General features: G+C 66.0%; 18 protein-coding genes. 12 read left to right on the top strand and 6 right to left on the bottom strand.

Annotation, left to right across the window (positions count from 1 at the left end):
• The first annotated feature begins 370 nt into the window (after positions 1–370).
• The 4 genes from BDD21_RS06120 (at position 371) to BDD21_RS06105 (ending at position 2,732) form a co-directional block, all read left to right on the top strand.
• Entirely contained in the window at positions 371–1,000 is a 630-nt protein-coding gene (locus BDD21_RS06120; protein ID WP_120796393.1) for an HNH endonuclease, read from the top strand.
• A 45-nt stretch (positions 1,001–1,045) separates the two neighbouring features.
• Complete coding sequence (locus BDD21_RS28225) at positions 1,046–1,189, top strand: hypothetical protein (RefSeq protein WP_211334985.1); 144 nt, start codon at positions 1,046–1,048, stop codon at positions 1,187–1,189.
• Between the two features lie 26 nt (positions 1,190–1,215).
• Entirely contained in the window at positions 1,216–2,091 is an 876-nt protein-coding gene (locus tag BDD21_RS06110) for a fructosamine kinase family protein (protein ID WP_120796391.1), read from the top strand.
• Positions 2,092–2,216: 125 nt separating this feature from the next.
• Positions 2,217–2,732 carry a SixA phosphatase family protein gene (locus tag BDD21_RS06105; RefSeq protein WP_120799777.1) on the top strand — a complete coding sequence of 172 codons (516 nt, stop codon included), beginning with the start codon at positions 2,217–2,219 and terminating at the stop codon, positions 2,730–2,732.
• Between the two features lie 151 nt (positions 2,733–2,883).
• Here BDD21_RS06105 and BDD21_RS06100 read toward each other — a convergent pair whose 3' ends face one another.
• Positions 2,884–4,932: an elongation factor G gene (locus BDD21_RS06100; RefSeq protein WP_120796390.1), complete on the bottom strand. Its 2,049-nt coding sequence runs from the start codon at positions 4,930–4,932 to the stop codon at positions 2,884–2,886.
• A 33-nt stretch (positions 4,933–4,965) separates the two neighbouring features.
• On the opposite strand from BDD21_RS06100, the gene BDD21_RS06095 reads away from it, so the two are divergent.
• Complete coding sequence (locus BDD21_RS06095; protein WP_120796389.1) at positions 4,966–5,931, top strand: L,D-transpeptidase family protein; 966 nt, start codon at positions 4,966–4,968, stop codon at positions 5,929–5,931.
• Here BDD21_RS06095 and BDD21_RS06090 read toward each other — a convergent pair.
• Complete coding sequence (locus BDD21_RS06090; RefSeq protein WP_007192175.1) at positions 5,910–6,107, bottom strand: alanine-zipper protein; 198 nt, start codon at positions 6,105–6,107, stop codon at positions 5,910–5,912. The genes BDD21_RS06095 and BDD21_RS06090 overlap by 22 nt on opposite strands.
• Positions 6,108–6,543: 436 nt before the next feature.
• Here BDD21_RS06090 and BDD21_RS06085 point away from each other — a divergent pair, with 436 nt between their 5' ends.
• Genes BDD21_RS06085 through BDD21_RS06065 form a run of 5 tightly spaced genes read left to right on the top strand, consistent with a single transcriptional unit; the run spans position 6,544 to position 11,595 of the window.
• The gene (locus BDD21_RS06085) at positions 6,544–7,155 is read left to right on the top strand and encodes a chorismate--pyruvate lyase family protein (RefSeq protein WP_120799776.1); all 612 of its coding nucleotides are present in this window, start codon (positions 6,544–6,546) and stop codon (positions 7,153–7,155) included.
• 41 nt (positions 7,156–7,196) lie between these two features.
• Positions 7,197–7,895, top strand: a complete 699-nt coding sequence (locus BDD21_RS06080) for an RDD family protein (protein ID WP_120796388.1) — start codon at positions 7,197–7,199, stop codon at positions 7,893–7,895.
• A complete protein-coding gene (locus BDD21_RS06075) occupies positions 7,892–8,878 on the top strand; it encodes a stage II sporulation protein M (protein WP_120796387.1) in 987 nt (328 codons plus the stop codon). The genes BDD21_RS06080 and BDD21_RS06075 overlap by 4 nt, the downstream gene beginning before the upstream one ends.
• Positions 8,868–10,433: a DUF4129 domain-containing protein gene (locus BDD21_RS06070; protein WP_120796386.1), complete on the top strand. Its 1,566-nt coding sequence runs from the start codon at positions 8,868–8,870 to the stop codon at positions 10,431–10,433. The genes BDD21_RS06075 and BDD21_RS06070 overlap by 11 nt, the downstream gene beginning before the upstream one ends.
• Positions 10,423–11,595 (top strand): DUF4350 domain-containing protein, encoded by a 1,173-nt coding sequence (locus BDD21_RS06065; RefSeq protein ID WP_170164695.1) that lies wholly within the window; start codon positions 10,423–10,425, stop codon positions 11,593–11,595. The genes BDD21_RS06070 and BDD21_RS06065 overlap by 11 nt, the downstream gene beginning before the upstream one ends.
• 100 nt (positions 11,596–11,695) lie before the next feature.
• Here BDD21_RS06065 and BDD21_RS06060 read toward each other — a convergent pair whose 3' ends face one another.
• Positions 11,696–16,507, bottom strand: a complete 4,812-nt coding sequence (locus tag BDD21_RS06060; protein ID WP_245969437.1) for a RecQ family ATP-dependent DNA helicase — start codon at positions 16,505–16,507, stop codon at positions 11,696–11,698.
• A 637-nt stretch (positions 16,508–17,144) separates the two neighbouring features.
• On the opposite strand from BDD21_RS06060, the gene ltrA reads away from it, so the two are divergent.
• Positions 17,145–18,401 carry a group II intron reverse transcriptase/maturase gene (gene ltrA / locus BDD21_RS06055; protein ID WP_120796384.1) on the top strand — a complete coding sequence of 419 codons (1,257 nt, stop codon included), beginning with the start codon at positions 17,145–17,147 and terminating at the stop codon, positions 18,399–18,401.
• Here the strand turns inward: ltrA and BDD21_RS06050 are convergent.
• Positions 18,373–19,014 carry a PolC-type DNA polymerase III domain-containing protein gene (locus tag BDD21_RS06050; protein ID WP_120796383.1) on the bottom strand — a complete coding sequence of 214 codons (642 nt, stop codon included), beginning with the start codon at positions 19,012–19,014 and terminating at the stop codon, positions 18,373–18,375. The genes ltrA and BDD21_RS06050 overlap by 29 nt on opposite strands.
• Before the next feature lie 53 nt (positions 19,015–19,067).
• Positions 19,068–20,225 carry a GGDEF domain-containing protein gene (locus tag BDD21_RS06045; RefSeq protein WP_245969436.1) on the bottom strand — a complete coding sequence of 386 codons (1,158 nt, stop codon included), beginning with the start codon at positions 20,223–20,225 and terminating at the stop codon, positions 19,068–19,070.
• Between the two features lie 183 nt (positions 20,226–20,408).
• Between BDD21_RS06045 and BDD21_RS06040 the strand changes: the two genes are divergently transcribed.
• Positions 20,409–21,278 carry a hypothetical protein gene (locus BDD21_RS06040; protein ID WP_120799774.1) on the top strand — a complete coding sequence of 290 codons (870 nt, stop codon included), beginning with the start codon at positions 20,409–20,411 and terminating at the stop codon, positions 21,276–21,278.
• A gap of 347 nt (positions 21,279–21,625) precedes the next feature.
• On the opposite strand, the gene BDD21_RS06035 is transcribed toward BDD21_RS06040, so the two are convergent.
• On the bottom strand, positions 21,626–22,495 hold the full coding sequence (locus BDD21_RS06035; RefSeq protein WP_120796382.1) for a restriction endonuclease: 870 nt from the start codon (positions 22,493–22,495) through the stop codon (positions 21,626–21,628).
• Positions 22,496–22,511: the final 16 nt, after the last annotated feature.

The raw sequence follows: 22,511 nt of genomic DNA, 5'->3' as shown, positions 1-22,511 counted from the left end.
GTCCACGCTTGGCTAGGAAACACCGGCAATCACTTGTCGCGGAACATGAAACCCGAGCAACTCACAATTTCTGTGGATAAGTCTGGGGATGACTCGTGTAAAGCCGATGCGAGCAGGCGCCGTTGTTACGGTTTTGTTCGTTTGGAAACTTTTTGGCCAATTTGTAAACATGTTTTTAATCAATGTGTTGCGCATTGCCTCGGCCGTTCCCGCCGGGCGCCGCGAAACCGCGCCGGGCGCCTTCGCCCGCATGCGAGGCGGCTGTGAATGATCGGTTGTGCAAACAGTGGTTTCGCCACATGACGGCGCCGGGTTGCGCAAGAAGGTCAACTGTGTATCATGCTCGCAAATTCCGAGCCGTAACGCCGCTATGTTGTCACTGACTCAACAGGTACTGCGAACGGATTTGGCGGGTATGCCGATGGAATGGGTGGACTACCGGGTTGCCGCCCGGCTGTATTTCCTTGGGCAGGTGGCCTATGCCTGCGGCGATGCTTTGTTCGAGCTGCGCGGCGGCATCAACTCAAGTACCCACCGACAGAGTCGTCTGGAGATCCACTCCATCATCGCGACTTACGGGACGCATCACGCCCTGAACAAGCTTCAGGACGATTATGCGCCACCTCTGTCGAACCGCACCCTGTTTCACCGCGACGACCACATGTGCATGTATTGCGGCAGCCGCTTCTCTGGGCGTCATCTGTCGCGCGACCACGTGCGCCCCACCAGTCGCGGCGGAATGGACGTCTGGAACAACGTCGTGACCGCCTGTCTGCGCTGCAACAACTTCAAGGCCGGGCGTACGCCCGAAGCGGCGGGCATGGAGTTGTTGGCCGTGCCCTTTACGCCGACGCATGCCGAGTACATCTTCCTGATGGGACGCCACGTCCTGGCGGATCAGATGGCCTTTCTGCGCGCCCATTTTCCGCGCTCGAGCCCCTTGCATCGGCGTGCCGCTCGGGGTGTCGAGGAGATCCCGATGAATGAGCCCGACGAGTGAGCCCGATCGGTGATCGGGGCGTTATTCATAAGCTCGGTCGGTAGGGTGGACGAGCGAGAGCGCAGTCTACCGATCCCCGCGCCGACGCTGGTGGACTGCGCTACGCTTGCCCACCCTACAGTGCTTGTCTACTCGACCGCCGCGATCAGCGACGTGGCCGGTTTGATGGACGAGGCCGTGATCGGGTGACCTGATCAGGAGGGTGAGCAATCCAGGTGAATGATCGCGCAACGATCGCACGCCATATCACGAGTGCGACCGGCCGGCCTTTCCGGATCCAACGAGAGCAATCGGTCGGAGGCGGCTGCATCAATCGCGCCGTCGTTCTCGCCGACGGTGCGCGAGCCTATTTCGTCAAGCTCAACAGCGCAGACCGGCTGGCGATGTTCGAGGCGGAGTCCGAGGGGCTCGCCGCACTGCGCGAGGCGAAGGCGATCCGGGTTCCGGAGCCTGTCTGCACCGGCATCGCAGGCGCCCAAAGCTATCTGGCCATCGAGCATCTGGATCTCGCCGGGCGCTTGGACGGTGCGGAGGCGGGCCGTCGACTCGCGCAGCTGCATCGATGCACCGCGCCCGACTTCGGCTGGCATCGCGACAATACGATCGGCTCGACGCCTCAGCACAACGCCCGAGCCTCCGGCTGGGTGGACTTCTGGCGTGCGCATCGGCTCGGGTTTCAGTTGGATCTGGCGGCCCGCAACGGCTACGGTAGGGCGCTGTCGGACTCGGGCGAGCGGTTGATGTCGGTCCTCGACGACCTGATCGGCCACCGTCCAGCGCCTTCTTTGCTGCACGGGGATCTCTGGGGCGGCAACATCGGCGCAACCCGCGAGGGCGAGCCGGTCATCTTCGATCCGGCTGTCTATTACGGCGACCGGGAGACCGACCTGGCGATGACCGAGCTCTTCGGCGGCTTCGGGTCCGACTTCTACGCGGCCTATGGGGAGACCTGGCCGCTGCCGCCCGAGTACGGCACGCGGAAGACCCTCTACAATCTTTACCATGTCTTGAATCACCTCAACCTCTTCGGCGGCGGCTATCTCGCACAGGCCAAAGGGATGATGGATCGGCTGCTGGCGGCGGCGCGTTGAGGGGGTTGGGTGCGCGGCGCGGGGCATCCTCATTTCCTTGAAGATGACGGATATGTTAAAAGGCACGCTATTGCGACCAAGATTTGTCCACACTCTGCTTGAGTTACGCCGACCCTTTCTTCTCCATGCCCAGAGAGCTCCTCATCCTGCGACACGCCAAGTCCGACTGGGACTCGGTCGCGACGAGCGACTTCGACCGTCCCTTGGCCAAGCGTGGAAAGAGCGACGCCCCCAAGGTCGGCGCCTGGCTCTATCGGGAGGGTTTGGTCCCGGATTTGGTGGTGAGCTCCCCGGCCGAGCGCGCCAAACAAACCGCGTCGAAGGTCTGCAAGTGTCTCGACATCAAGAAAAAACAGATCCTCTGGGATGCCGACATCTACGAGGCCGAGGTCCCGAAGCTCTTGTCCGTCCTCGGGCGCTGCTCTCCCGAGGCGGCGATCGTCCTGCTGATCGGCCATAACCCGGGTCTCGAAGAGCTCCTCATGCACCTCGTCGGCGAGGATCTCGAGATCCCCGACGACGGCAAGCTCCTCCCCACCGCCACCGTCGCCCGACTGGAGATGCCAGACGACTGGGGGGCCCTGCCGTGCGGCAGCGCCCAACTGATCTCGATCACCCGCCCGCGCAGCCTAAAGGGCTGATCCCGTCAACGATTCCTATCCGCAGGCCCTGCGGCGTCCGAAGAACATTCCCTTTTTGCTTTTTTTCTCCTAAACCGCGCCCCGCCAAGTCCGCATGTATCCGCTAAGGCCGCAGCGGCCCCGAAACGTCGCATGTCGCGTCGAGCGCGGTTTAGACGTCGAATCGGTCGAACTCCATGCTGAACTGCCCCCGGCCTTGCGTGAGGCTGCGCAGCGCGGTGGCATAGCCGAGCAGGGGTTCGAGGGCGGCCTCCACGCGGATCGCGATGTCTTCGCCGACGGACTCGGTGCCCTGGATCAGGGCGCGTCGTGCCTGCAGATCGCCCAAGACCGTGCCGAGGCTCGGCTCCGGGATGACGACCTCGACCCGCATGATCGGATGCATCGCTGCCGGCTCGGCGCGTTCGAGCGCCTGGCGCAGCGCCTTGGATGCCGCTGCCCCGAGCGCCTCGGGGGTGGAGGCCGCGCCGAAAAGCTCGACCTCGGTGATCCGCACCAGGACGTCTTGGACTTGGGCGGCGAGCAAAGGCCCGGCCGCCAGGGTCGATTTGAGCGATTGCTCGATCGCCTCGCGTTGCGCAGCGCTCGGCTCCGCCCCTTCGGGGATGACGCGCGCGGCCCATTCGATCCGCTCGCCGGTCCCTCGCGGGAGCGGCTCGATCGCGAGTGCGACGCGCGCCATGAGGTCCTGCTGACGCGGATCGGGCGTCGGCGGCGGTGCGAAGAGGGCATCCGCCGATGCCGGCCGGCGGATGGTCTCGCGCACGGCGACGGCGGGTCGGCCGCTGCGGATCCGCACGCCGAACTCGCGCTCGATGCGCTCGAGCACGATCTGAAGGTGCAGCTCCCCCATGCCGCGCAGCAGCCGTTGGCCGGTCTCGGGATCCTCCTCGACGCGCAGCGTGGGGTCCTCCTGCTGCACCTTGTCCAGGACCTCGAGCAGCTTCTCTTCGTCCGTGCCGGCGGCGGGCTCGATCGCCAGCCCCAGCACCGGGGCGCGGGCCTCGATCCGTTCGAGGCTCAGCAAGTGACCGGGGGCGCACAGCGTATCGCCGGTCGAGGCGTGGCGCAGTCCGGCCAGGAGGACGATCTCGCCGGCTTCGGCGCGGTCGATGCGGGTCTTCTTGCCGGCGTCCACGTCGAAGAGACGTGCGACCTGCTCGCGCCGAGCCCCGCCGGTCGGGGTCGGCACCTCCACCGTGTCGCCCGGCGCCAAGGTCCCTCGGTAGATCCGCACGAAGACATGACGGCGTCCGTCCCAGAGTTGGACCTTGAAGGCGAGGGCCGCCAGCGGACCCTCGGTGCCCATGGCGATCTCGACCTCGGTTCCGTCCGCAAGCACGGCATGTGCGGACGGCCGGTCCAGCGGGGCGGGCAGGAAATCGACCACCCCGTCGAGCAGCGGTTGAACCCCGAGATTGCGGAGCGCACTTCCGCCGTAGCAGGGGCAGAAGCGGCCTGCCAGCGTGCCGCGACGGAGCGCGGCGCGCAAGGCCTTGGGCGGGGGTTCCTCGCCGGCCAGGACGCCATCGGCCAGGTCCTCATCCATCTCCGCGGCGGCTAGATACAGTGACTCGCGTAGATCCGAGAGCGCCTCCCAGAGTGCGTCCGGGCACGGCTCGGTGACGAGCGCGTCCCCCTGCTCGCCGAGGAAACCAATTCGCCTTCGCTCGATCAAATCCACGACCGCGTCCTCTTCCGGAAGCGGAAAGGTGATGGCGATCGGCTCGATCTTCAGGCGCCGTCTGACCGCGTCGAGCGCCCGCCGGTAATCCGCCCCGGGGCGATCCATTTTGTTGACGAAGAAAAGGGCGGGCAGATTGAAGCGGGTGCGTTGACGCCAGACCGTCTCGGTCTGAGGTTCCACGCCCCGCACCCCGTCGAGCACCAGGATGCAGCCGTCGAGCACACGCATGGCGCGCTCCACCTCGATCGTGAAGTCGACATGTCCGGGCGTGTCGACCACCTGCAGCAGGTGCTCGCGCCAAGGTGCCTTCGTGACGGCGGCGGTGATGGTGATGCCGTGTTGCTGCTCCTCGGCCATATAGTCCATGTGGGCCGCGCCGTCATGGACCTCGCCGATCTTGTAGGAGGCGCCGGTGTAGAAGAGGATTCGCTCGGTCAGCGTGGTCTTGCCCGCGTCGACGTGGGCGGCGACGCCGATGTTGCGGACGTGAGACAATCGCGACAATTTCTTCATCCGATTTCAACCGATACAGAAGCGAGAGAGTCTATGAGCGATATTGATCTTGGCCGACGCAAACGCGCGTGGTTTGCCACGGCGGTTTGCGCATCCGTGTTGGGCGTCGGGGTCATCGACGGTGCCGGGGCCGAGACCTTCCGCCTCGAGAACCCGAATGATTCGGTGGTGGGGGTCCCCTTCTACTTCAAGGCGCGTGCCCAGGATACCTTGCTGGACATCGCACGCCAGAACGGGCTCGGGTTCGACGACATGCGTCAAGCCAACCCCAACATCGATGTCTGGTTGCCCGGCGAGGGCACCCCCGTGATGGTTCCGGCCTTTTACGTGCTTCCGGATGCACCGCGGACCGGCATCGTGGTCAATCGTGCCGAAAAGCGACTCTATTACTTCCCGCCGAATGACCCCAACGAGGTGCGTATCTACGCGATCACCGTCGGCAAGGACGCGATGAGCACACCGCTGGGCAGCTTTAAGGTGATCGAAAAGCGCGAGAATCCGACCTGGACACCCGGTCCGATGACGCGCGCGAACCATGCTGCTCGTGGTCACATCCTGCCGCCGACGGTACCGCCGGGTCCCGACAACCCGCTGGGCGAGTATGCCATGCGTCTGAGCAATCCGGATTACCTCATCCACGGGACCAGTCAGCCCTGGGGCCTCGGGATGGAAGTCAGCGGCGGCTGTATCCGCATGTACCCCGAGGGAATCGAAGAATTATATCGTCTGACGGACATCTCGACGCCGGTCAACATCATCGATCAACCCTACAAGGTCGGATGGCGTGGAGACGACCTGTACTTGGAGGTCCAGACCGGGGAGAAAAGCGTGCGGCGGAGCGCGAGAGAGGTGATCCCTCAGTGGGTGAAGGACACCGACGGTGTGAAGATCGACTGGGAGGCGGTAGAGCGTGCGGTTAAAGAGGACACCGGCATCCCACAACTCGTGGGAAGCCGGCGCAGTCCCTCGGGAGGGTCTTACTTGCCCATGATCTTCTGATACATGCGGTCAAGACGCTCGGTGTTGGCGTTGCAGCAAGCCTGGGCACTGTTGGCAGTGTCCATGGCTTGCTGAGCCATGTCGCGAGCGGTCTGGTCGGTGGTGCAACCGCCCAGCAAGGAAACGCCGAGAACGGCAACAGCGGACAGGGAAGCGAGCTTGACAATCTTGGTCATCGTTTTAAATCTCCAAAGTTGGCCACTAGGCCCTATGTATATAACACATAACCGCGGGTTTTTCCGAACCTCCGGCCTCGTCCCGCCCGAAGGTGCCGGGACGCTCGGGGCGGAGGCAGGTCACTGATCTCGCGCTTGTTGCTTTTACCTCACTCCGAGGGGTGCGAGGCGCCGGCTTCAGGCGCGGGTCACCGTACAGATTGAGGCAAATTTAGCCACGTATCAAGTCCGCCACGCCGAAGGGTGTGATTTTTTTCCGGACGGAGGATCAAGACGGCTTCACGGAGCGCGGAACGACGGCCATCCGTCTATCGCGCGGCTGTGTTGTCGTGCGTCTGCACTGGAACCGCGCACCCTCATGGGGCAGAATTGCATCCGGTCGATCACGCCGATGATCCGTCGGGAGACCGCCCTCGTCGGCCCGAAGGAGATTCAGATGCGCCGTTTCTACGGTCGTTCAGTGCAGGACCAGGGCGCGCGATCCGCTCAGGTGTCCTTTCGATGCGACGGATTCGTTCGCGACGGCGTCATCTCGACCCCTTCCGGGGAGCCGGCGCCGCTGATGGCGCTTCCTCCCTTTCTGCGTGCACTCTTGGTGACGGACGGCACCGTGACCAAGATCCTCGAGGCCTATTTCTGGGAGCCCGTCACGGTCGATACGCTCGAGCAGCGTTTCGAGACCGCCGAGGAGCCCGTTCCCGCGATCCAGATCGTGCCCGGCGATCGTTGTTTGACCCGCGATGCACGGCTGCGCGGAACGGATTCGGGACGCAGTTTTGCCGAGGCATTCTCGCTGATCCGCACCGAGCTGATCCCGTCCGGCTTTCGCCAGCGCCTGATCGATCGCGAGATCGGCATCGGCGTGCTGATTCGCGACAGTGGTCTGGAGAGCTATCGCGAGGTTCTTGATGTCGGTATGGAGGTGAGCTCCGACGGCGGCCTTGCCGTGTGCCGAACCTATCGCATCATCATCGAGAAGCGTCCGGTGATCCTGATTACCGAGTGTTTCCCGCTCGCGCTCTATGCCGGGGAGCGGGACGCCACCTGACCCGGCCCGACTCTCGCCCCGACCCTGGCCCCGAACGGATCATGCCGACCCCCATCGATACCGTTCGGCTGCACGAGACCCCGGAAGGCGTCGACCTTGCCCTGCGGGTCGCGGGTCCGGCTCCGCGCGCCATCGCCTACCTGCTGGATGTCGTCATCCGCTTCGCGCTCCTGATCGTCGTGCTGCCGCTCGCGGCCTTTTCCGGCTTCGGCACCGGGCTGATCCTCCTCGCCCTTTTCGGGCTTGAATGGCTCTATCCCGTGTTCTTCGAGGTGCGCAGCGGGGCCACACCGGGCAAGCGCTCGATGGGCCTGATGGTGGTGCACGACGACGGGACGCCCGTGCGGTTGCCTGCGTCTTTGATCCGCAATCTGCTTCGTACCGTGGACTTTCTCCCGATACTCTACGGGGTCGGGCTCGTGAGTATGCTGGTGGATCGCGATTTCCGCCGTCTCGGCGATCTGGCCGCCGGCACCCTGGTGGTCTACGCCGATACGCCGCCGGAGAAACCGAGCATCCCGCAGGTCGCTGCACAGGCCCCGCCCGCCGGTCTGGCGCTCGAGGCGCAACAGGCGATCCTGGCCTTCGCCGAGCGCGGCCATGCCCTGTCCGAGGCACGCCGGATCGAGTTGGCCGAGATCCTCGCGGGCAGCGTCGGCCGGCGGGGTGAGGCCGCCGTCGCGCAGGTCAACGCCTGGGCCGCATGGCTTGCCCGCGGGGCGCCGGAGGGTCGCGGATGAAACAGGACGCCTTCGAGGCCGCCGCGTCGCCGATCTGGACCGACTACCGCGCCATGCTCGACGCACTCGAGAACCCGCGACGGCGGCGGGCACATGTTCCGGCCTTGACGACCTTTCCGCATCTGCATCGACGTCTGTGCAGCGACTATGCGCTGGCCCGCAGTCGGCGCTACAGTCCGGGGCTGATCGCCGAGCTCGAGGTGCTGGTGCGGCGGGGCCACCGCCAGCTCTATCGGAGACGATCGGCCCCGTTGCGTTCCACGCTCGACTTCATGGCGAGCCAGTTTCCCCGCACCCTGCGTCGGCATGCGAGCGTCTTTTGGATCGCTGCGGCGCTGTTTTTCCTGCCGATGATCGGGATGGGGATCGCCGTTCATCAGGACGCGGATCTCGTCTACAGCCTGCTCGATGCCGAGCAGGTCGCGGAGTTCGAGTCGCTCTACGACCCCGTTCGGCATCAGCCGGGACGCGGCAGCGAGCGGCAGGCGGATACGGACGTGGCCATGTTCGGCTTCTACGTGATGAACAACGTCGGGATCGGGTTTCGCACCTTTGCCGGCGGGTTGATCCTGGGTCTGGGCAGCCTGGTTATCCTGCTCGTGAACGGATTGTCCATCGGTGCCGTCGCCGGACACCTGACCCGTTTGGATTACGGCGCCACCTTCTGGCCCTTCGTCAGCGGTCACGGACCCTACGAGCTGACCGCGATCGCCATCTGCGGCGCGGCCGGATTGCTGCTCGGCCAGGCACTCCTGGCCCCCGGGCAGCACACCCGACTCGCCGCACTTCGAGCGAACGCGCGCGATGCCGTGATCCTCGTCGGCGGTGCGGCGGTTCTGCTGGTCTTTGCCGCGGTGATCGAGGCATTCTGGTCGGCAGGTCCTGCGCCGTCGGGCCTGAAATACGGTGTCGGTGTCCTCGGGTGGGTCCTGGTTGCGGTCTACCTTGTGCTGGCCGGACGAGCGGGCGACGATGCGCCTTGACGCTGTCGGTGCACGCCTGCGTCCGCGTCGCCCCTGGGAGGGGGTGGATCTGGGCTTTGCGCTGGGGCGACAGTGGTTCGTGACGCTCTGGATCCTCTGGTGGATCACCGCGCTGCCGGTTGCCGTGCTCTTGGCGGTGCTGACCGGCGGACGGCCGGACCTCTGGCTGGTCGCCGTCTGGTGGTGCAAGCCGCTGTTCGAGGCACCGCTTCAGTCCTGGGCGGGACGCGCCCTGCTCGGCGAGCGCCCTGAACCTGCCGAGCGTGTCACCATCATCCGCGTCGCCGTGACGCGACACATCCTGCCCCTGCTCCTGTGGCGCCGATTTGCACTGCGTCGCTCCTTCCTGATGCCGGTCGCGCTCCTGGAGGGTCTGAGCGGTGCCCCGGCTCGGCGCCGTCGCGCGGTCTTGAGCAACGGCATCGGCGCGCCGACCTGGCTGACCCTGATCTGCTATCACTTCGAGGCCATTCTCTGGGGCGGCGTGCTGCTCGCGCTGGTCTTCCTGGTCCCCGAGGAGCTGCCCCGTCTCGATCTGACCGCCGCGGTCACCCAGTCCGACTCCCCGGTTTATTGGATCAGCGCCGCAGTCTATCTGCTCGCCTTTTCCGTGATCGCGCCCTTCTACGTCTGCGCCGGCTTCGGCCTCTATCTGACCCGTCGCACCGAGCTGGAAGCCTGGGATCTGGAGCTTGCATTTCGGCGTGCCCGCGACGAGCAGGATGCGGCCGCTCGCGGGGCCGCGAGTCTGACCTTGACTGCTCTCTTGGCCGTCGGTTTGGTCCTGTCCTTGCCGAGCCCCACTGCCGAGGCGTTCGTAGCGCGCGATGCCGCTCTTGATCCCCTTTTTGAAACCCTTCCTAATCCGGGCGAGGCGCAGCTCCTCATCCGGGAGATCCTTGCGGACGACGAGTTCGGGAGCACGCAAGAGGTGACGCTCTGGCTGCCGGTCGAGCGCGACCCGGTCGAGCCCCTCGAGGGCTGGACCTGGCCGAGCGACCTCGGCGCCTTGGCGGTGACGCTCGCCGAGATCCTCAAGTGGTCGTTGCTGATCTTGGCGTTTGCAGGACTCGTCTGGCTGGCGCTCAAGGTGATTGTAGGGGTGGCGCAGAAGCGGCCTCGATGGCGCAGATCCAGACCCGGAGCGCGAGACGACGGAGACTGGTCAACGGTCATGCTCAAGCATCTGGGTGCTGAGCCGTTTCCCGACGATCTTCGGGCGCGCGTCCGCCGTTTGATCGAGCAGGGCGAGCATCGCGCGGCCCTTGCGTTGTTGTACCGCGTGAGCCTCGCCGAGCTGGCTCGGCAGGGTGTCGCGATCCCGGCGGGTGCGACGGAGGGCGATTGTCTGGCATTCGCGGCGCAGGCCCGGCCGTCTGCGCGGGTCGGCCTCATGACCCGCTTGACCGAGCACTGGAGCCGGGTTGCGTACGCGCATCGGCAGCCCGCCGACGCCGAGATCATCGCGCTGCTCGATGACTGGTGTCGTGCTCGGGATCTGCCGACCGGGCCGACCGGGCCGACCCGAGATCCGAGAGCGTCTCATGACGCCTGAGCGCCGCGTCCTCAGGCTCGTGATCGTCGGGCTGATCCTGGTCCTCGTCACCCTGATCGGCGTGGCCCTGAGTCAGCTCGAGCGCAGAACCCTGGAGATCGAGGTCGGCCCCTCGGAAGAGGCCAGGCGCAACCCCTTCCTCGCGGCGGAGCGCTTTCTGGCGCGTCTTGAAATCCCGGTGTCGAGCGAAAGCGGGCGCGAGCGTCTGCGCCGACTCCCGCCCCCGACCGACACGCTGGTCGTGCGCCACCCCGGGTCTCTCGCGCCCGAGCGCCGTCGGGCGCTCGACCAATGGATGACGGATGGCGGGCGCTTGGTGGTCACGGCGAGCGAGTCGGTTACGGCGTATGCCGAGGAGGGTGACCTCGCCGCCGGGTACGGGGTCTGGTTGAGCAGCGACGACGCCGATCGGCCTGCGACCGAGGGTCAAACAGAGGTTCTCGCCGAGGTTTCGATCGAGGGTCCGGGGAGCCCGCTTCGGGTCGCCTTCTCGACCGAACGCGCTCTGGAAACGCTTGCCGAGCCCGAAATGGCGGCCATCGCCGCCGATCGGCTGCGCATGGTGCAACTGCCCGTGGGCGAGGGATCACTCGTCGTGCTCGCCGACGATCGTTTCATGACCAACGCCGCAATCGGCGAGCACGACCACGCGCTCTTGATGGCGTACCTCCTCGCCCCCGCTCCCGGCGGTACCGTTTGGCTGCTCTACGACCGCGACGTGCCTTGGATCGGTGCGGTGGTCTGGTCCGCCGCGCCCTACGCGGTGATCTCAGGCGCCCTGTGTCTGCTCGTCTGGGCCTGGTCGGCGGGCGCGCGTCTCGGACCGCTCCAGCCGGTGCCGAGCCGAGACCGGCGCGATCTCCTCGAACACTTGGATGCGAGCGCCGACTTTCTCTGGCGACACGGGCAGGCCGCCCATCTGATCAAGCCCACCCGCCGACGGGTCCTCGAGCTCTGGCGACGCCGCCGCCCGGACCTCGGCGGGCTCGACGACGCGGCGCTGGCCCACGCGATTGCGATCGCCACGGACGAGGACCCGGACGCCGTCGTCCGGGCGCTCCATGTCCATGCGGAAGACGCCGATGCCTTCGTGCGGCAGAGTGCACTGCTTCAGCGTCTCTGGCGCAAGGCGTCGATTCGGTCGGGTGGACAAGCGCCGTAGGGTGGACAAGCGCAGCACAGTCCACCAACGCCGGCCCAGGATTCGGTGGACTCCGCTCTCGCTCGTCCACCCTACAGGTCCCAAAAGCCCCGCATCACCCTCAAGGCCCGCGCCAGCGGATCTCCACCAGCGGGACCTCCCATCGCTCCGAGCGGCAGTGTTGCGCATGCTCGGGCGTGTTCTGTCGGTTGTCGCGGCGGATCAGGGCATCGACGCGGATTCGCTCGATGCGATCGATGTCGGGGAGCCAACGGGCCGTTGCGCGTTTGGACAGGCGGGCGACTCGATGGCCGGCTTGGTCGAGCAGAAACAGGTCCTGACCGACCGGCTCCCAACGCACATCGTCGCCAGGTCCGAGTGCGGCCAGATGACGGTGGATCGCCGCATCCGGTGCCATCCGCCCGGCATAGCCGAGATCCAGGTCCGCCGGTGTCAGGCGCGCGTAGCGACGCCGGATGACCTCGGCCGGCGGTGGCTCCACGACCGGTTCGATCTTGACGAGCCAATCGCCTTCGATCTCGGTCAGATAGGGGTGGCGGCTGCCGGCGATCGCCATCAGCGTCAGGGTCTCCTTCGCCCGTGTCATGCCGACATAGAAGAGACGGCGCTCCTCCTCGCTCTGCGGATGCGCGTCCCATGCGCCGTCGGCGACGAGGACATGGGGAAACTCCAGCCCCTTGGCACCGTGCAGGGTGGTCAGCAGGAGACCCTCGCCGAGCCGGCGTTCGCGCCGTTGCTCGGCAAGGGTCTCGTAGCAGAATTCGGCGATGTCGACGGCGGGGACCTCGATGGTGCCGGCCTCGGCCCGCCAATCCTCGATCAGGCGTTGCAGAAGGGAGCGCCAGGGGTTCGGCCGCTCCGGCAGCCACGCCGACAGCGCCGCGGCGCTCAGCGGCTCGCGTGCGCGTTGTGTGAGCGCGCTCAGGAAGGCGTCGATCTCGCGCACCCGGTGCAGGGGAGGCAGGTCGCCTGGCCAGTCGACCGGGATGCCTCGGTGCTCGCAGAGTGCGCGGACCGGTTCCAGGATGGCATGGCGGCGGGCGAGGACGGCGATGTCGGCCCAGTCTTGATCGCCGAGGCGCCGAAGCTCCTCGATGCGTGCGACCAGCGCGGCGGCCTGGCACGCCGGATCGGCCACACGGAGCACCAGCACCCGTCCCCTGGCATGACCGTCAAGGTCTTGCCAACGCCCGCCGCTGGGTCGGGTGGCGCGACGTCGATCGACCCGGATCGGGTGGTCGCGCTTCATCCGGTCGCGGTTGTGTGCGATCAGAGCGTTCGCTGCGGCGACGATGTGCCCGGTCGAGCGATAGTTCTCGACCAGGTGATGCAGCTCGGCGGCGTAGTCCGCTTTGAAACGGCGGATACACTCGACGTTTGCGCCGCGGAAGGCGTAGATGCTCTGATCGTCGTCCCCCACCGCGAGCAGGGTGAGCTTGTCCTCGTCTTGGGCCCGGCCGGCGATGGCCGCCACCAGCCGGTATTGCTCCGTGTCGATATCCTGATACTCGTCGACCAGGATGTGCCGATAACCGGCGAGGAGTCGTTCGCGCGCCGTGTCGGGCTCGATGCCGGGCAGGTCCACGCGGCCCTCCAGCAGGTCCACGGCCTCGCCGATGAGACCGTCGAAGTCGAGCGCGGCGTCGGTCGCCGCGGCGAGACGCTCGGCGTAAGAGCGCCCCGTCAGGCGCATCGCAAAGCCGTGGTAGGTCTGTACCGTGACGCCGCAGGCGTCCTCCCCGACCAGCTCCGCAAGCCGGCGGCGCAGCTCCAGCGCGGCACCGCGGTTGAAGCAGAGGACCAGGATGCGATGCGCCGGAACCCGCAGCACCCGCAGCAGATAGGCGCAACGGTGGACGATCACGCGGGTCTTGCCCGAGCCCGGCCCGGCCAGCACCAGACGGTTGCCGTCCTCGTGGGCCGCGACGATCTCGATCTGCTCGGGGTTGCCCAGATCCTCGACGATGCGGCGGAAGGACTCGGCGGTGGTCGCACGCAGGAGCTGCTCGCGGCGGTCGGCGAGCCAGCGTTTCACGAAGGCCTCCTTGCCGAGCGTGAAGTAGCCGGTGACCAGGCTCAGGGCCTGGCGGATCTTCTCCGCGCCCAGACGGGCGTACTCGTTCATGACATGGATCTGGAAGACCCGCTCGCGATAGTGCTGGGCCAGCGGCTGATACTGGGCCTCGCTGTAGCGTCGTCCCTTCGCCTGCGGGAGCAGGCGCAGGGTCATGGCCGAGCGGAAGACCGCGAATCCGCTTTGCAGGATGATGGCGCCGTGCTCGTGCAGGAACAGCAGGCCGCGCTCGGCTGCCGCCAGCGGGTCGCGCAGCTCGGCGGACAGGGCCAGATCGTCGCGCAGCGCGCGGGTGAGCTCATCCGTACCGAAGGCGACCAGCAGCGCGCCGTTGGCGGGGGCGTCGTCCGGGAGCTTGGCCAGGAGGGTCTTCAGGATGCGGGCGGCCACGGCGCGGCGACGCTCGGCGGTGCGGTGCAGGGTCGGCCAATCGCGATGCAGGCGCAGACGGTAGTGGTCCCGGTCGGTCTGGCGCAGATCCAGGCTGCCGCGGGCGCCTGCCAGACCACGACCGTCTAGGGTCAGACCCTTGAGCAGGGTGCGCAGGGTCTCCGGGTTGCTGTCGTGGCCCTGATCGAGCAGGTGCTGGTTGAGACGGCGCAGGGAGAGCGGCAGCCAGACGCCGGTCTCGGCGCCCGGCTCTTGCTCGCGCAAGACCTCCAGCATGGCCCGCTCCAGACGCGCGACTCGCGTGAGGATCAAGGCCGAGTGGTTCCTGACCTTGTGACTGACGAAGGCGGTGAGCTGCGGGCCGTCGCGCAAGAGGCCGGCGCCGGCCATGTCGTGCAGTGTCCGCAGGACGCGCTGCGAGGGGGTGTCGCCGCGATCCCAAGGCGGGACAGGATCGGGCGAGGCGGTTTGGCCCTCCGCGGTGCGGACGAAGGCCGGCAGTCGTGCTAGGTCGTCGGCGGTGAAGGCGTCGTTAGGGTCGGCATTGAGCATCGCCTCCAGGATCGCCAGCCAGCGTCGGCCTTGGGCGGCCGAGAGGCCCAGCCCACGGATCCTCCGCTCGGCCTCCTCCAGGCTCGCCACCGCGGGGCGGCCCTGAAAGACGAAGGTGCGGTTTTCGTTGCGCTCGACCAGCCCGGCACGCTCCAGCCAGGCGATGGCGATCCGCACCCGGGTGTCGGCGTCCGTGGCCTCGGGATCGAAGCCCAGCCTGAGGTCCTCGTCGCGCAGCAGCTCGCCGCTGGTGACGACCACGACGCCCTCGCGGTCGCGCTTGGCCCGGCGCACCCCGCGCAGGATCTCGGCGATGTCGCGGCGCGACAGCTCGGAGAGGGACTCCATCCGAAACTGCGACTCGATGTCCTGCTCGTCGTAGAGCAGCACGCAGGCTGCGGGTTTGCGGTCGCGCCCGGCTCGCCCGGCCTCCTGGATGTAGCTCTCGAGCGAGCCGGGGATGTCGGCGTGCACCACCAGGCGAACGTCCTCCTTATCCACGCCCATCCCGAAGGCGTTGGTGGCGCAGATCACCTGCAGCTCGCCGGCGACGAACGCCTCCTGGATGCGCTTCTTCTCCGGCGCAGGGATGCCGGCGTGGAATGCCTCGACCGCCCAGCCTTGGCGGCCTAGGCACTCGGCCAGGGTCTCGGTGCCTTTGCGCGTCGAGGCGTAGACCACCGCAGCGCCGCCGGTCGGGTCCGGATCCTCGCTGGATCTCGGAGGGCCGAGGTGCTCGGTCAGGATCGCGTGGATCCGGGCGTCCTTCTCGTGCTTGCCGACGACCTGGACCTCGAATTCGAGGTTGTCGCGCTCGACTCCGCCGGCGTAATCGACCAGATCGAGCCCCAGCTCCTCGCGGAAATAGGCCAGGATCTCGGCCTTCACGTCACGCTTGGCGGTGGCCGTAAAGCAGGCCACGGGCGGGACCGGCACGCCCTGGCGCTCGGCCAGGGTGCGGATGAATCGCCCGGCATAGAGATAGTCGGGGCGAAAGTCGTGGCCCCATTTCGACAGACAGTGGGCCTCGTCGAAGACCCAGCAGCCGATCTCGCGGCTGGCCAGGACGTCCGCCACCGAGCGGTTGCGCAGTTGCTCCGGTGAGATGTAGAGCAGGGCGATGTCGCCCAGGCGAACGCGCTCCATCACGTCGCCGCGCTCCGGCGGGGTCAAGAGGCCATAGATGGCCGCCGCACTGGTTGCACCCGTCTTCTTCACCAGGTTGTCCACCTGGTCCTTCATCAGGGCCTGCAGGGGCGAGACGACGACGCTGAGCGTGCCTCGACGATGCGCGCGCACCAGGGCCGGCAACTGAAAGCACAGTGATTTGCCGCCGCCGGTCGGGAGGATCGCGAGCAGCGATCGGTCGGCGATGCCGTCTCGGACGACGATCTCCTGCAGGCTTTCGCCGTCCTGCGCCTGCGGCTCGGCGCGGAAGGCGTCGAAGCCGAACCAACGCGCAAGCTGCGCCCGCGGATCGTTCACCTCTCGGCACCAGGCACAGCCGGGATCCTCGCAGGGGTTGCCCCGCAGGGCCTTGAGCAGCGTCACCGTTCCCGGGAAGCGATGCCGCACCCAGGGCGGCAGCACCGAGTTGCCGCCGGCCACCTGGAGCCAGGCCGCGGCATAGGCGAGGACCGGGCGGCGGTCGGGATTCGCCAGATGATCCAGGATCAGGCGCGGGGCGACGCTCGAGCAGGCACGGTCTTGCCAGCGGCTCAGCAGGGTCTCGCGCACCTCGGTGACGCTCGGCAGCTCGCCCGAGAGCAGCCGAAAGACCGCCGCCAGGCCGTCGCCGCCGGTGGCGTTGGCCTCCAGCAGGGTCGCGCCGCGAAAGCAGAACTGGAAGACCCGGATCAGGTCGCGCTCGCCGTTGCCGGCTGCAGACGTGTGCATCTCACCGGCAGGTAGGGTGGACGAGCGAGAGCGAAGTCCACCGAGGTCTGGGTTGACGCTGGCGCTGGTGGACTGCGCTGCGCTTGTCCACCCTAGTGTGCCCGACATGGGCATGTACTTGTTACCTGAAAGGAGGTAACCGCGAAGAGTGACGAGAAGCGTAGCGAAACCCAAGGTGGACGCCGCGAGGCCAAGCTGAAAGCAGGGTGTAGCCAAGACACGACCGTAGGAACACGAACAGGCAGCGAGGCCGGATGCGGGCGATGAGCGTGCTAGGGAACGCGAAATCCAACCGTCACCGAAAGACGTCTCCGGTAGAGCCTGGCGGCACGGGTCGAAAGTACATGTTCTTACTCGGGGAGATCTGGCCCGTGAGAGCGGTCCAGAAGTCAGCAGAGGCCGTAGTAGCGTTGAGGCCCGGTGAAAGTCGGGAGGAGTGAAGGGCCGAAGAGTCACGAAAGAACCACAGTCTGCATCCGATCCGGAAGGCGGGCAGATGGGCGACACGCACTCGGCGTTGCAACTGCGGCAGCTACCGGGACGGCGAGCCGAACCGAACGGGTGGATTCCCGCATGGGGGAGGTCCGCGCTCATCAAGTCAACCGTGATCGCGAGCACAGACGCAAGAAGGGGTTCAATGAGCAACACGGTTGAGATCAGTCTGGAGGCGGTGCTCGACACCGTCAACATGGAACGGGCCTGGGCGGGGGTGAAAGCCAACGCCGGGTCCGGCGGGGTCGACGGCAAAGGGATCGCCGAGACCGAGGCCCACCTCAAGTGCCACTGGCCGGTGATTCGGGAGAAGCTCCTTCGGGGCGATTACCGCCCGGCGGCGGTGCGCGCGGTGGACATTGCCAAGCCGGGCGGCGGGACACGCCGCCTGGGCATTCCCACGGTGCAGGACCGGCTGATCCAGCAGGCCCTGCACCAAGTGCTGAGCGCGGCTTTCGATGGCGACATGAGCGAGCACAGCTGGGGCTTTCGCCCCGGACGCTCGGCCCATGACGCCGTCACGGCCGCACGCGGGTACGTGGCCGACGGCAAGGAATGGGTGGCGGATATTGATCTGGCGCGCTTTTTCGACCAGGTCAACCACGACCGCCTGATGCACCTGCTGGGACAGCGGATCAGCGACAAGCGGATCATGACGCTGATCGGGCGCTACCTGCGCGCACCGATGGACGAGGGCGATGGACGGCACATTCGGCGCAGCCGCGGCACGCCGCAAGGCGGGCCGCTGTCGCCGCTGTTGGCCAACCTCTACCTCGACGTGCTGGACCGGGAGCTGGAGCAGCGGGGCCTGTCGTTCGTACGCTACGCCGACGACATCGCCGTGTTCGTGGCCAGCGAACGGGCCGCCGAGCGGGTGCTGGAGCGCCTGACGCGGTGGCTGCACACGCACCTGGACTTGGACGTCAACGCCACCAAGAGTGGCGCACGCCGTACCGAGGAGAGCGCGCTGCTGGGCTTTCGCATCCACCCCGGTGGACAGGTGAGTCCGGCGCCGAAGGCCATCGAGCGGTTTAAGGATCGGGTGCGCGAACTCTGGGACGCCCGGCAAAGCCTCACCAGCGAGCAACTGCGTGAACAGTGGCAACGCTATGTCACCGGATGGTGGAACTATTTCGGCTACGCCAACTGGCGCCGCGAGGTCCACGCCCTGTCGGGTTGGGTCAGGCGGCATATGCGCAAATGCTTCTGGCTGCGCTGGCACGATCGCCACGGACGGTTCAACGCGCTGCGGCGCCTCGGCGTGCGCGGACGTGCGCTCGGGGTGGCCGGCTGTCGGCGCGGTGCCTGGTTCATGGCGCGTCATATCGTCGTCAACCAAGCATTGAAAACCGCAACACTGAATCGACACGGATTCACTCTACCGTGGACGCTTGCGGGCTAAGCCCGCTGGGCTCAACCGCCGGATGCGGAAAACCGCATGTCCGGTGGTGTGGGAGGGCTGACGGGCGCAATCCCGTCAGCCCGACCCGATCGGGGCTTGTCCACCTTAGGGCGCTTGTTGTCCCGACTGCGCTTGTTCGCCCTTCGGTGCAGCGCCGCGCCAGCTCGTCGAACTGCTCGCGCAATACCTGCTCGGCCAAGCGGCAGTCCTGAACCGGGTCGGCGACGCTGTCGCGCACCAGCTTGTAGTCCTTGACCAGCCGGTGATAAGGGTTCGCCGGGAAGGCCAAAGGCGACAGATAGAGGGTATCGATGATGCGCCGCCCGAGCAGGTCCAGACTCGGCGCTCGGGCGCGCAGTGTCGGCAGGTCGTGCCCCAGCAGATTGTGGCCGATGATGAAGCTCGCATCGCCGGCAAACCGCGTGAGGTCATCAAGTGCGCGCGCCGGATCGAATCTCCCTTGGCGACGGAACTCACGCCCCTGTCTGATCGCCCCGATCTTGTGGATGGCGCCGTCCGGCCCGGTCTCCAGATCGAGCAGGAGCGAGCGCTCGATGAGCGAATCGATGCCGGACGTCGGTGCCGGCTCGGACGGTGGGGCGTGATGGGGCACGGGTCTGGTGCAGGTCGGCTTCCGTGAATTGGATAAGCGCGCCGAGGCCGGGTTCAGGGGGCGATGGTCGCGACCTGATTGCGCCCTCGGCGCTTGGCCTCGTAGAGGGCTGCGTCGGAAGCGCGGATCAGATCGGCCTCCGAAGCCACGGACGCATGGTCGGAGGATGCGACACCTAAGCTGACTGTCACGCGCTCGGCGATCGGCGATGCCGCATGAGGGATGTTCAGGTCCCACACCGCCTCGCGGATGCGCTCCGCGACCTGCTCCGCCCCGAGCAAGCTCGTCTGCGGAAGAACAAACGCGAACTCCTCTCCGCCGATGCGGGCCGCGGCGTCACCCGGTCGCTGCAGGGCTGCGGCCATGGCCTGTGCGACGCCGAATAGGCAACGGTCGCCGGCCGGGTGTCCGTATCGGTCGTTGTATGCCTTGAAGTGGTCGATATCGGCCGAGATGACCGCCAGGGTAGCGTGCGCTCGATCGCCCCGCCTCCATTCGTTTCCGAGCTGCTCTTCGAAGAACCGCCGGTTTCCGATGCGGGTGAGCTCGTCGATACGCAACATCTCCTGAAGCGCCGAGCCCTCCGCAATCGATGAAGCCAGCTTCAGCCGCATGTCGGTGGCATCTTGAAATAATCGCCTCACCCGAGCGGACGAGGACAGCATGGCGATGCCGAAGATCAGGATCATCATGCCCATGATCCAGTGCACGCGGTCACCGACCAAGACCATGCTGAGTGTCATGGGCAGCACGATCGGGATCGCGAAACAGGGATAGGCTCTATTCAACGGCGACAGCAGCGGTACGCCGCCCGCGACCATCCCGCCGAGCACGAAGGCAAGAAAGACCTGATGTGCTAAGGAGCTTGGATGAAACAGGAAGAGCCCCGCTCCTCCCCACACGAATCCCGCCGCGCACGCGCCCGCCACGAAGACACGCCTCCAGACGGCATCGTCGACACGTATCCGTCGCTGCGGATCGGAAAACGCACGCAGGGTCCTGAACCGAAATGCAGTCACCGACACAAGACAGGCCAACCAGATGAGCAGGGTCGCTTTCTCGATGCCTCCCCAGAGAACGCCGGTGAGCAGCAGAGCGTTGACCAGGCTCACCACCAAGGCGATCGGGAGTTGTCGATAGGCTTGCTCGGTCAGTGCGGAGAGAATGTCCTCTTCTCTCGGGCCGATGAGGTCGGGGGCTGCGGTTTCCAATCACGACCTCCTTTGGCTCGATTTCGGTGGTGCGAGACGTCGTCATGCCGGGTAGCGCGCGTCCCAAGCGGACTCGATCATAACGCCGGCCAAGCCTTCGGCGAAGGTGTGTTTTTTCGCTTTCCGCGATGTATCGACACCTCGAGTCGGGCGCCGACGCCGCAGCGGGACTATCATCGGGCCATGAGTTCACTGCGCGAGTCCATGGCCGAGCACGGCTTCGAGTCCAACGACGACTACGACTTTCAGGTCCGTTGTCTGTTGAAGGGGACGCCCAACCGTATCCGTACCCTGAGCATCCAGGGCGACGGCGAGCGGCGCAAGACTGCATTCGCGACCGCGCTCGCCCATGCTTTGGAGACCCCGCACATCCTCTATCACGACTTCTCGGACGAGGTGCCGCCTACACCTGAGGTGATCTTGCCGCCGGGCACGGATGAATACGGCCGCAAGGCGTCTCCGGTCGACCCGCTCGACGACATCGTGAGTCAGGCCTGCGCGCTGAGCGAGGCTGAATCGACGGTGCTGATCTTGGATCAGTTGCAGGCGGCCGATTTCCGTGAGCATATCCGGATTCATCGTTTGATCCGCGACCGGCGCTGGTTGGTGCGCGACGCGCCTTATCACGCCAACCCGCGCAACCTGCTGTTGTTCCTGATCAGCGAGGCGTCGCTCTACCATGCGTTGCAACGCGAGAGCTTCCGGGTCTGGGTCGGCCGCGTCTCCGAGCGGCGGGTGACCTTGAGCCCGGCGGAGCTTGGACTCAAGCCCGACGCGGCGCTGCTGCTCGATGCCCTGAACGACCTGTTCGGTGCCGTCGATGCCTCACCGACACGCAGCGAGATGGCACGGCTGCTCGACGACCTTGCCTCCCATGTCCAAACCGAGGAGCACCTGATCCACGCCTTGTTCGGCCGCTGCGAAGGGATCGACCGCGATCGGATGAAGGATCCGGAGCTGCGCCCTGCGCTGAGCCGAGTCATCGAGCAGCTACGCGACTATCTGGATATCGAGCAGATCGTTGTCGGAAGGGGTTGCGAAGACGTGGAATGAGGTATCGACGGGATGGGTCGGACGTTTAAACCGCGTCCAGAGCGAAATGCGTCATTTTCACGTTGTGTTCAGCGTCGGGGGCTTCCTCGATCTTGGCGAGACGCGGTTTAAAATTTAATCTTTTTAATACTTTAAACTGCGCCGGCTCCGACCGTCGTCGGAGCCGGCGCGGCCAAGCCATTCCAACGAATGACGCATACCGCACCGGGCGCGGTTTAGGTGATTTCCGGGAAACAGCATCCCAGCTGCGCTGACCTACGACGTGTCGAGGGGAATTCAGGCGCACTTACGATGTGTGGTCGCGGGACGCGCCGAAGCGTTCAGTTGAATTCGCCGAGATGTTGCTGTCATCGGTACTGCTCGAAAAACGGTTGGTCGATGTCGTAGTCCTTTTTCGGCCGAAGCCCCAATCCAAGCGACTCGAACATCTCGACCAGCTTTTCCCCGTCAACCAATTCGATTGGCGTCGCCCCATCACGGATCGCTTCCCGTTTGGCATCGGTCGTAAAGGTCCCGGTTGTTAGGACGATCCCCTTGTCGGCTCGACCCTGAAGTGCGCCGCGAAAATCGCGAACGGCGGATACGGGGACCGCTCCGCGGTACCGTTTGCATTGGAACAGGACCTTGAAGGATACGAGCGGGTTGATCTGCAGGATGCCGTGGCCGTCGATTCCGCCATCGCCCGAGCGACCGGTGACGGCGACCTGTTGAAACCCCGATTCGCGCAGCAGTCGCTGGCAGATCCGCTCGAATCCTTCAGGCGGAAGAGCTTGGAGCGTTGCAAGCAGCAGAGTCTTGTAGTCGAGATGGTCGTCGACACCGTCGGGATTTGTCTGATCATCCGCTGGGGTCGGTTCGACATCCTGCACCGATTTGGGCTCCGAGATGAACTCCCGTTGAGCGCCTCGGAAGAGCGTGAGAACGAACTCCCGATCCAGCGCGCTTGCGCGCCCCTTTTCGGTGAGGTCCCAAATACCTCGCTGAGAGGAGCTGATCAGGCCCGCTTTGACCATGTAAAACCGTGCCCAGGCAATCTGGTTGCGGATCCGAGAGCCACCGTTCTTGTTGGTGACCTCCTGCTCCGCTTCCGGAATGCGCATGCGATCGATGACGAGATCCGTCACTTCGGCGGGGCGTCCGGATCCTCCAAGCTCACGCAGAACCTCGACGATGGGGATACAGAATCTCAGAAACTCAGGTCCGTTGCGCTTTGCCATGCCTTGTGTCGCGTCC

The sequence above is a fragment of the Thiocapsa rosea genome, assembly GCF_003634315.1.
Classification (GTDB): Bacteria; Pseudomonadota; Gammaproteobacteria; order Chromatiales; family Chromatiaceae; genus Thiocapsa; species Thiocapsa rosea.
This window is presented reverse-complemented; position numbering and strand designations above follow the sequence as displayed.

Bases quoted from the DNA above. Each gene is read 5' to 3' on its own strand.
- ltrA (WP_120796384.1), top strand. From the start codon at position 17,145: ATGAGCAACACGGTTGAGATCAGTCTGGAGGCGGTGCTCGACACCGTC.
- BDD21_RS06120 (WP_120796393.1), top strand. From the start codon at position 371: ATGTTGTCACTGACTCAACAGGTACTGCGAACGGATTTGGCGGGTATG.
- BDD21_RS06100 (WP_120796390.1), bottom strand. From the start codon at position 4,932: ATGAAGAAATTGTCGCGATTGTCTCACGTCCGCAACATCGGCGTCGCC.
- BDD21_RS06075 (WP_120796387.1), top strand. From the start codon at position 7,892: ATGAAACAGGACGCCTTCGAGGCCGCCGCGTCGCCGATCTGGACCGAC.
- BDD21_RS06080 (WP_120796388.1), top strand. From the start codon at position 7,197: ATGCCGACCCCCATCGATACCGTTCGGCTGCACGAGACCCCGGAAGGC.
- BDD21_RS06070 (WP_120796386.1), top strand. From the start codon at position 8,868: ATGCGCCTTGACGCTGTCGGTGCACGCCTGCGTCCGCGTCGCCCCTGG.
- BDD21_RS06040 (WP_120799774.1), top strand. From the start codon at position 20,409: ATGAGTTCACTGCGCGAGTCCATGGCCGAGCACGGCTTCGAGTCCAAC.
- BDD21_RS06060 (WP_245969437.1), bottom strand. From the start codon at position 16,507: ATGCACACGTCTGCAGCCGGCAACGGCGAGCGCGACCTGATCCGGGTC.
- BDD21_RS06090 (WP_007192175.1), bottom strand. From the start codon at position 6,107: ATGACCAAGATTGTCAAGCTCGCTTCCCTGTCCGCTGTTGCCGTTCTC.
- BDD21_RS06105 (WP_120799777.1), top strand. From the start codon at position 2,217: ATGCCCAGAGAGCTCCTCATCCTGCGACACGCCAAGTCCGACTGGGAC.
- BDD21_RS06065 (WP_170164695.1), top strand. From the start codon at position 10,423: ATGACGCCTGAGCGCCGCGTCCTCAGGCTCGTGATCGTCGGGCTGATC.
- BDD21_RS06085 (WP_120799776.1), top strand. From the start codon at position 6,544: ATGCGCCGTTTCTACGGTCGTTCAGTGCAGGACCAGGGCGCGCGATCC.
- BDD21_RS06095 (WP_120796389.1), top strand. From the start codon at position 4,966: ATGAGCGATATTGATCTTGGCCGACGCAAACGCGCGTGGTTTGCCACG.
- BDD21_RS06035 (WP_120796382.1), bottom strand. From the start codon at position 22,495: ATGGCAAAGCGCAACGGACCTGAGTTTCTGAGATTCTGTATCCCCATC.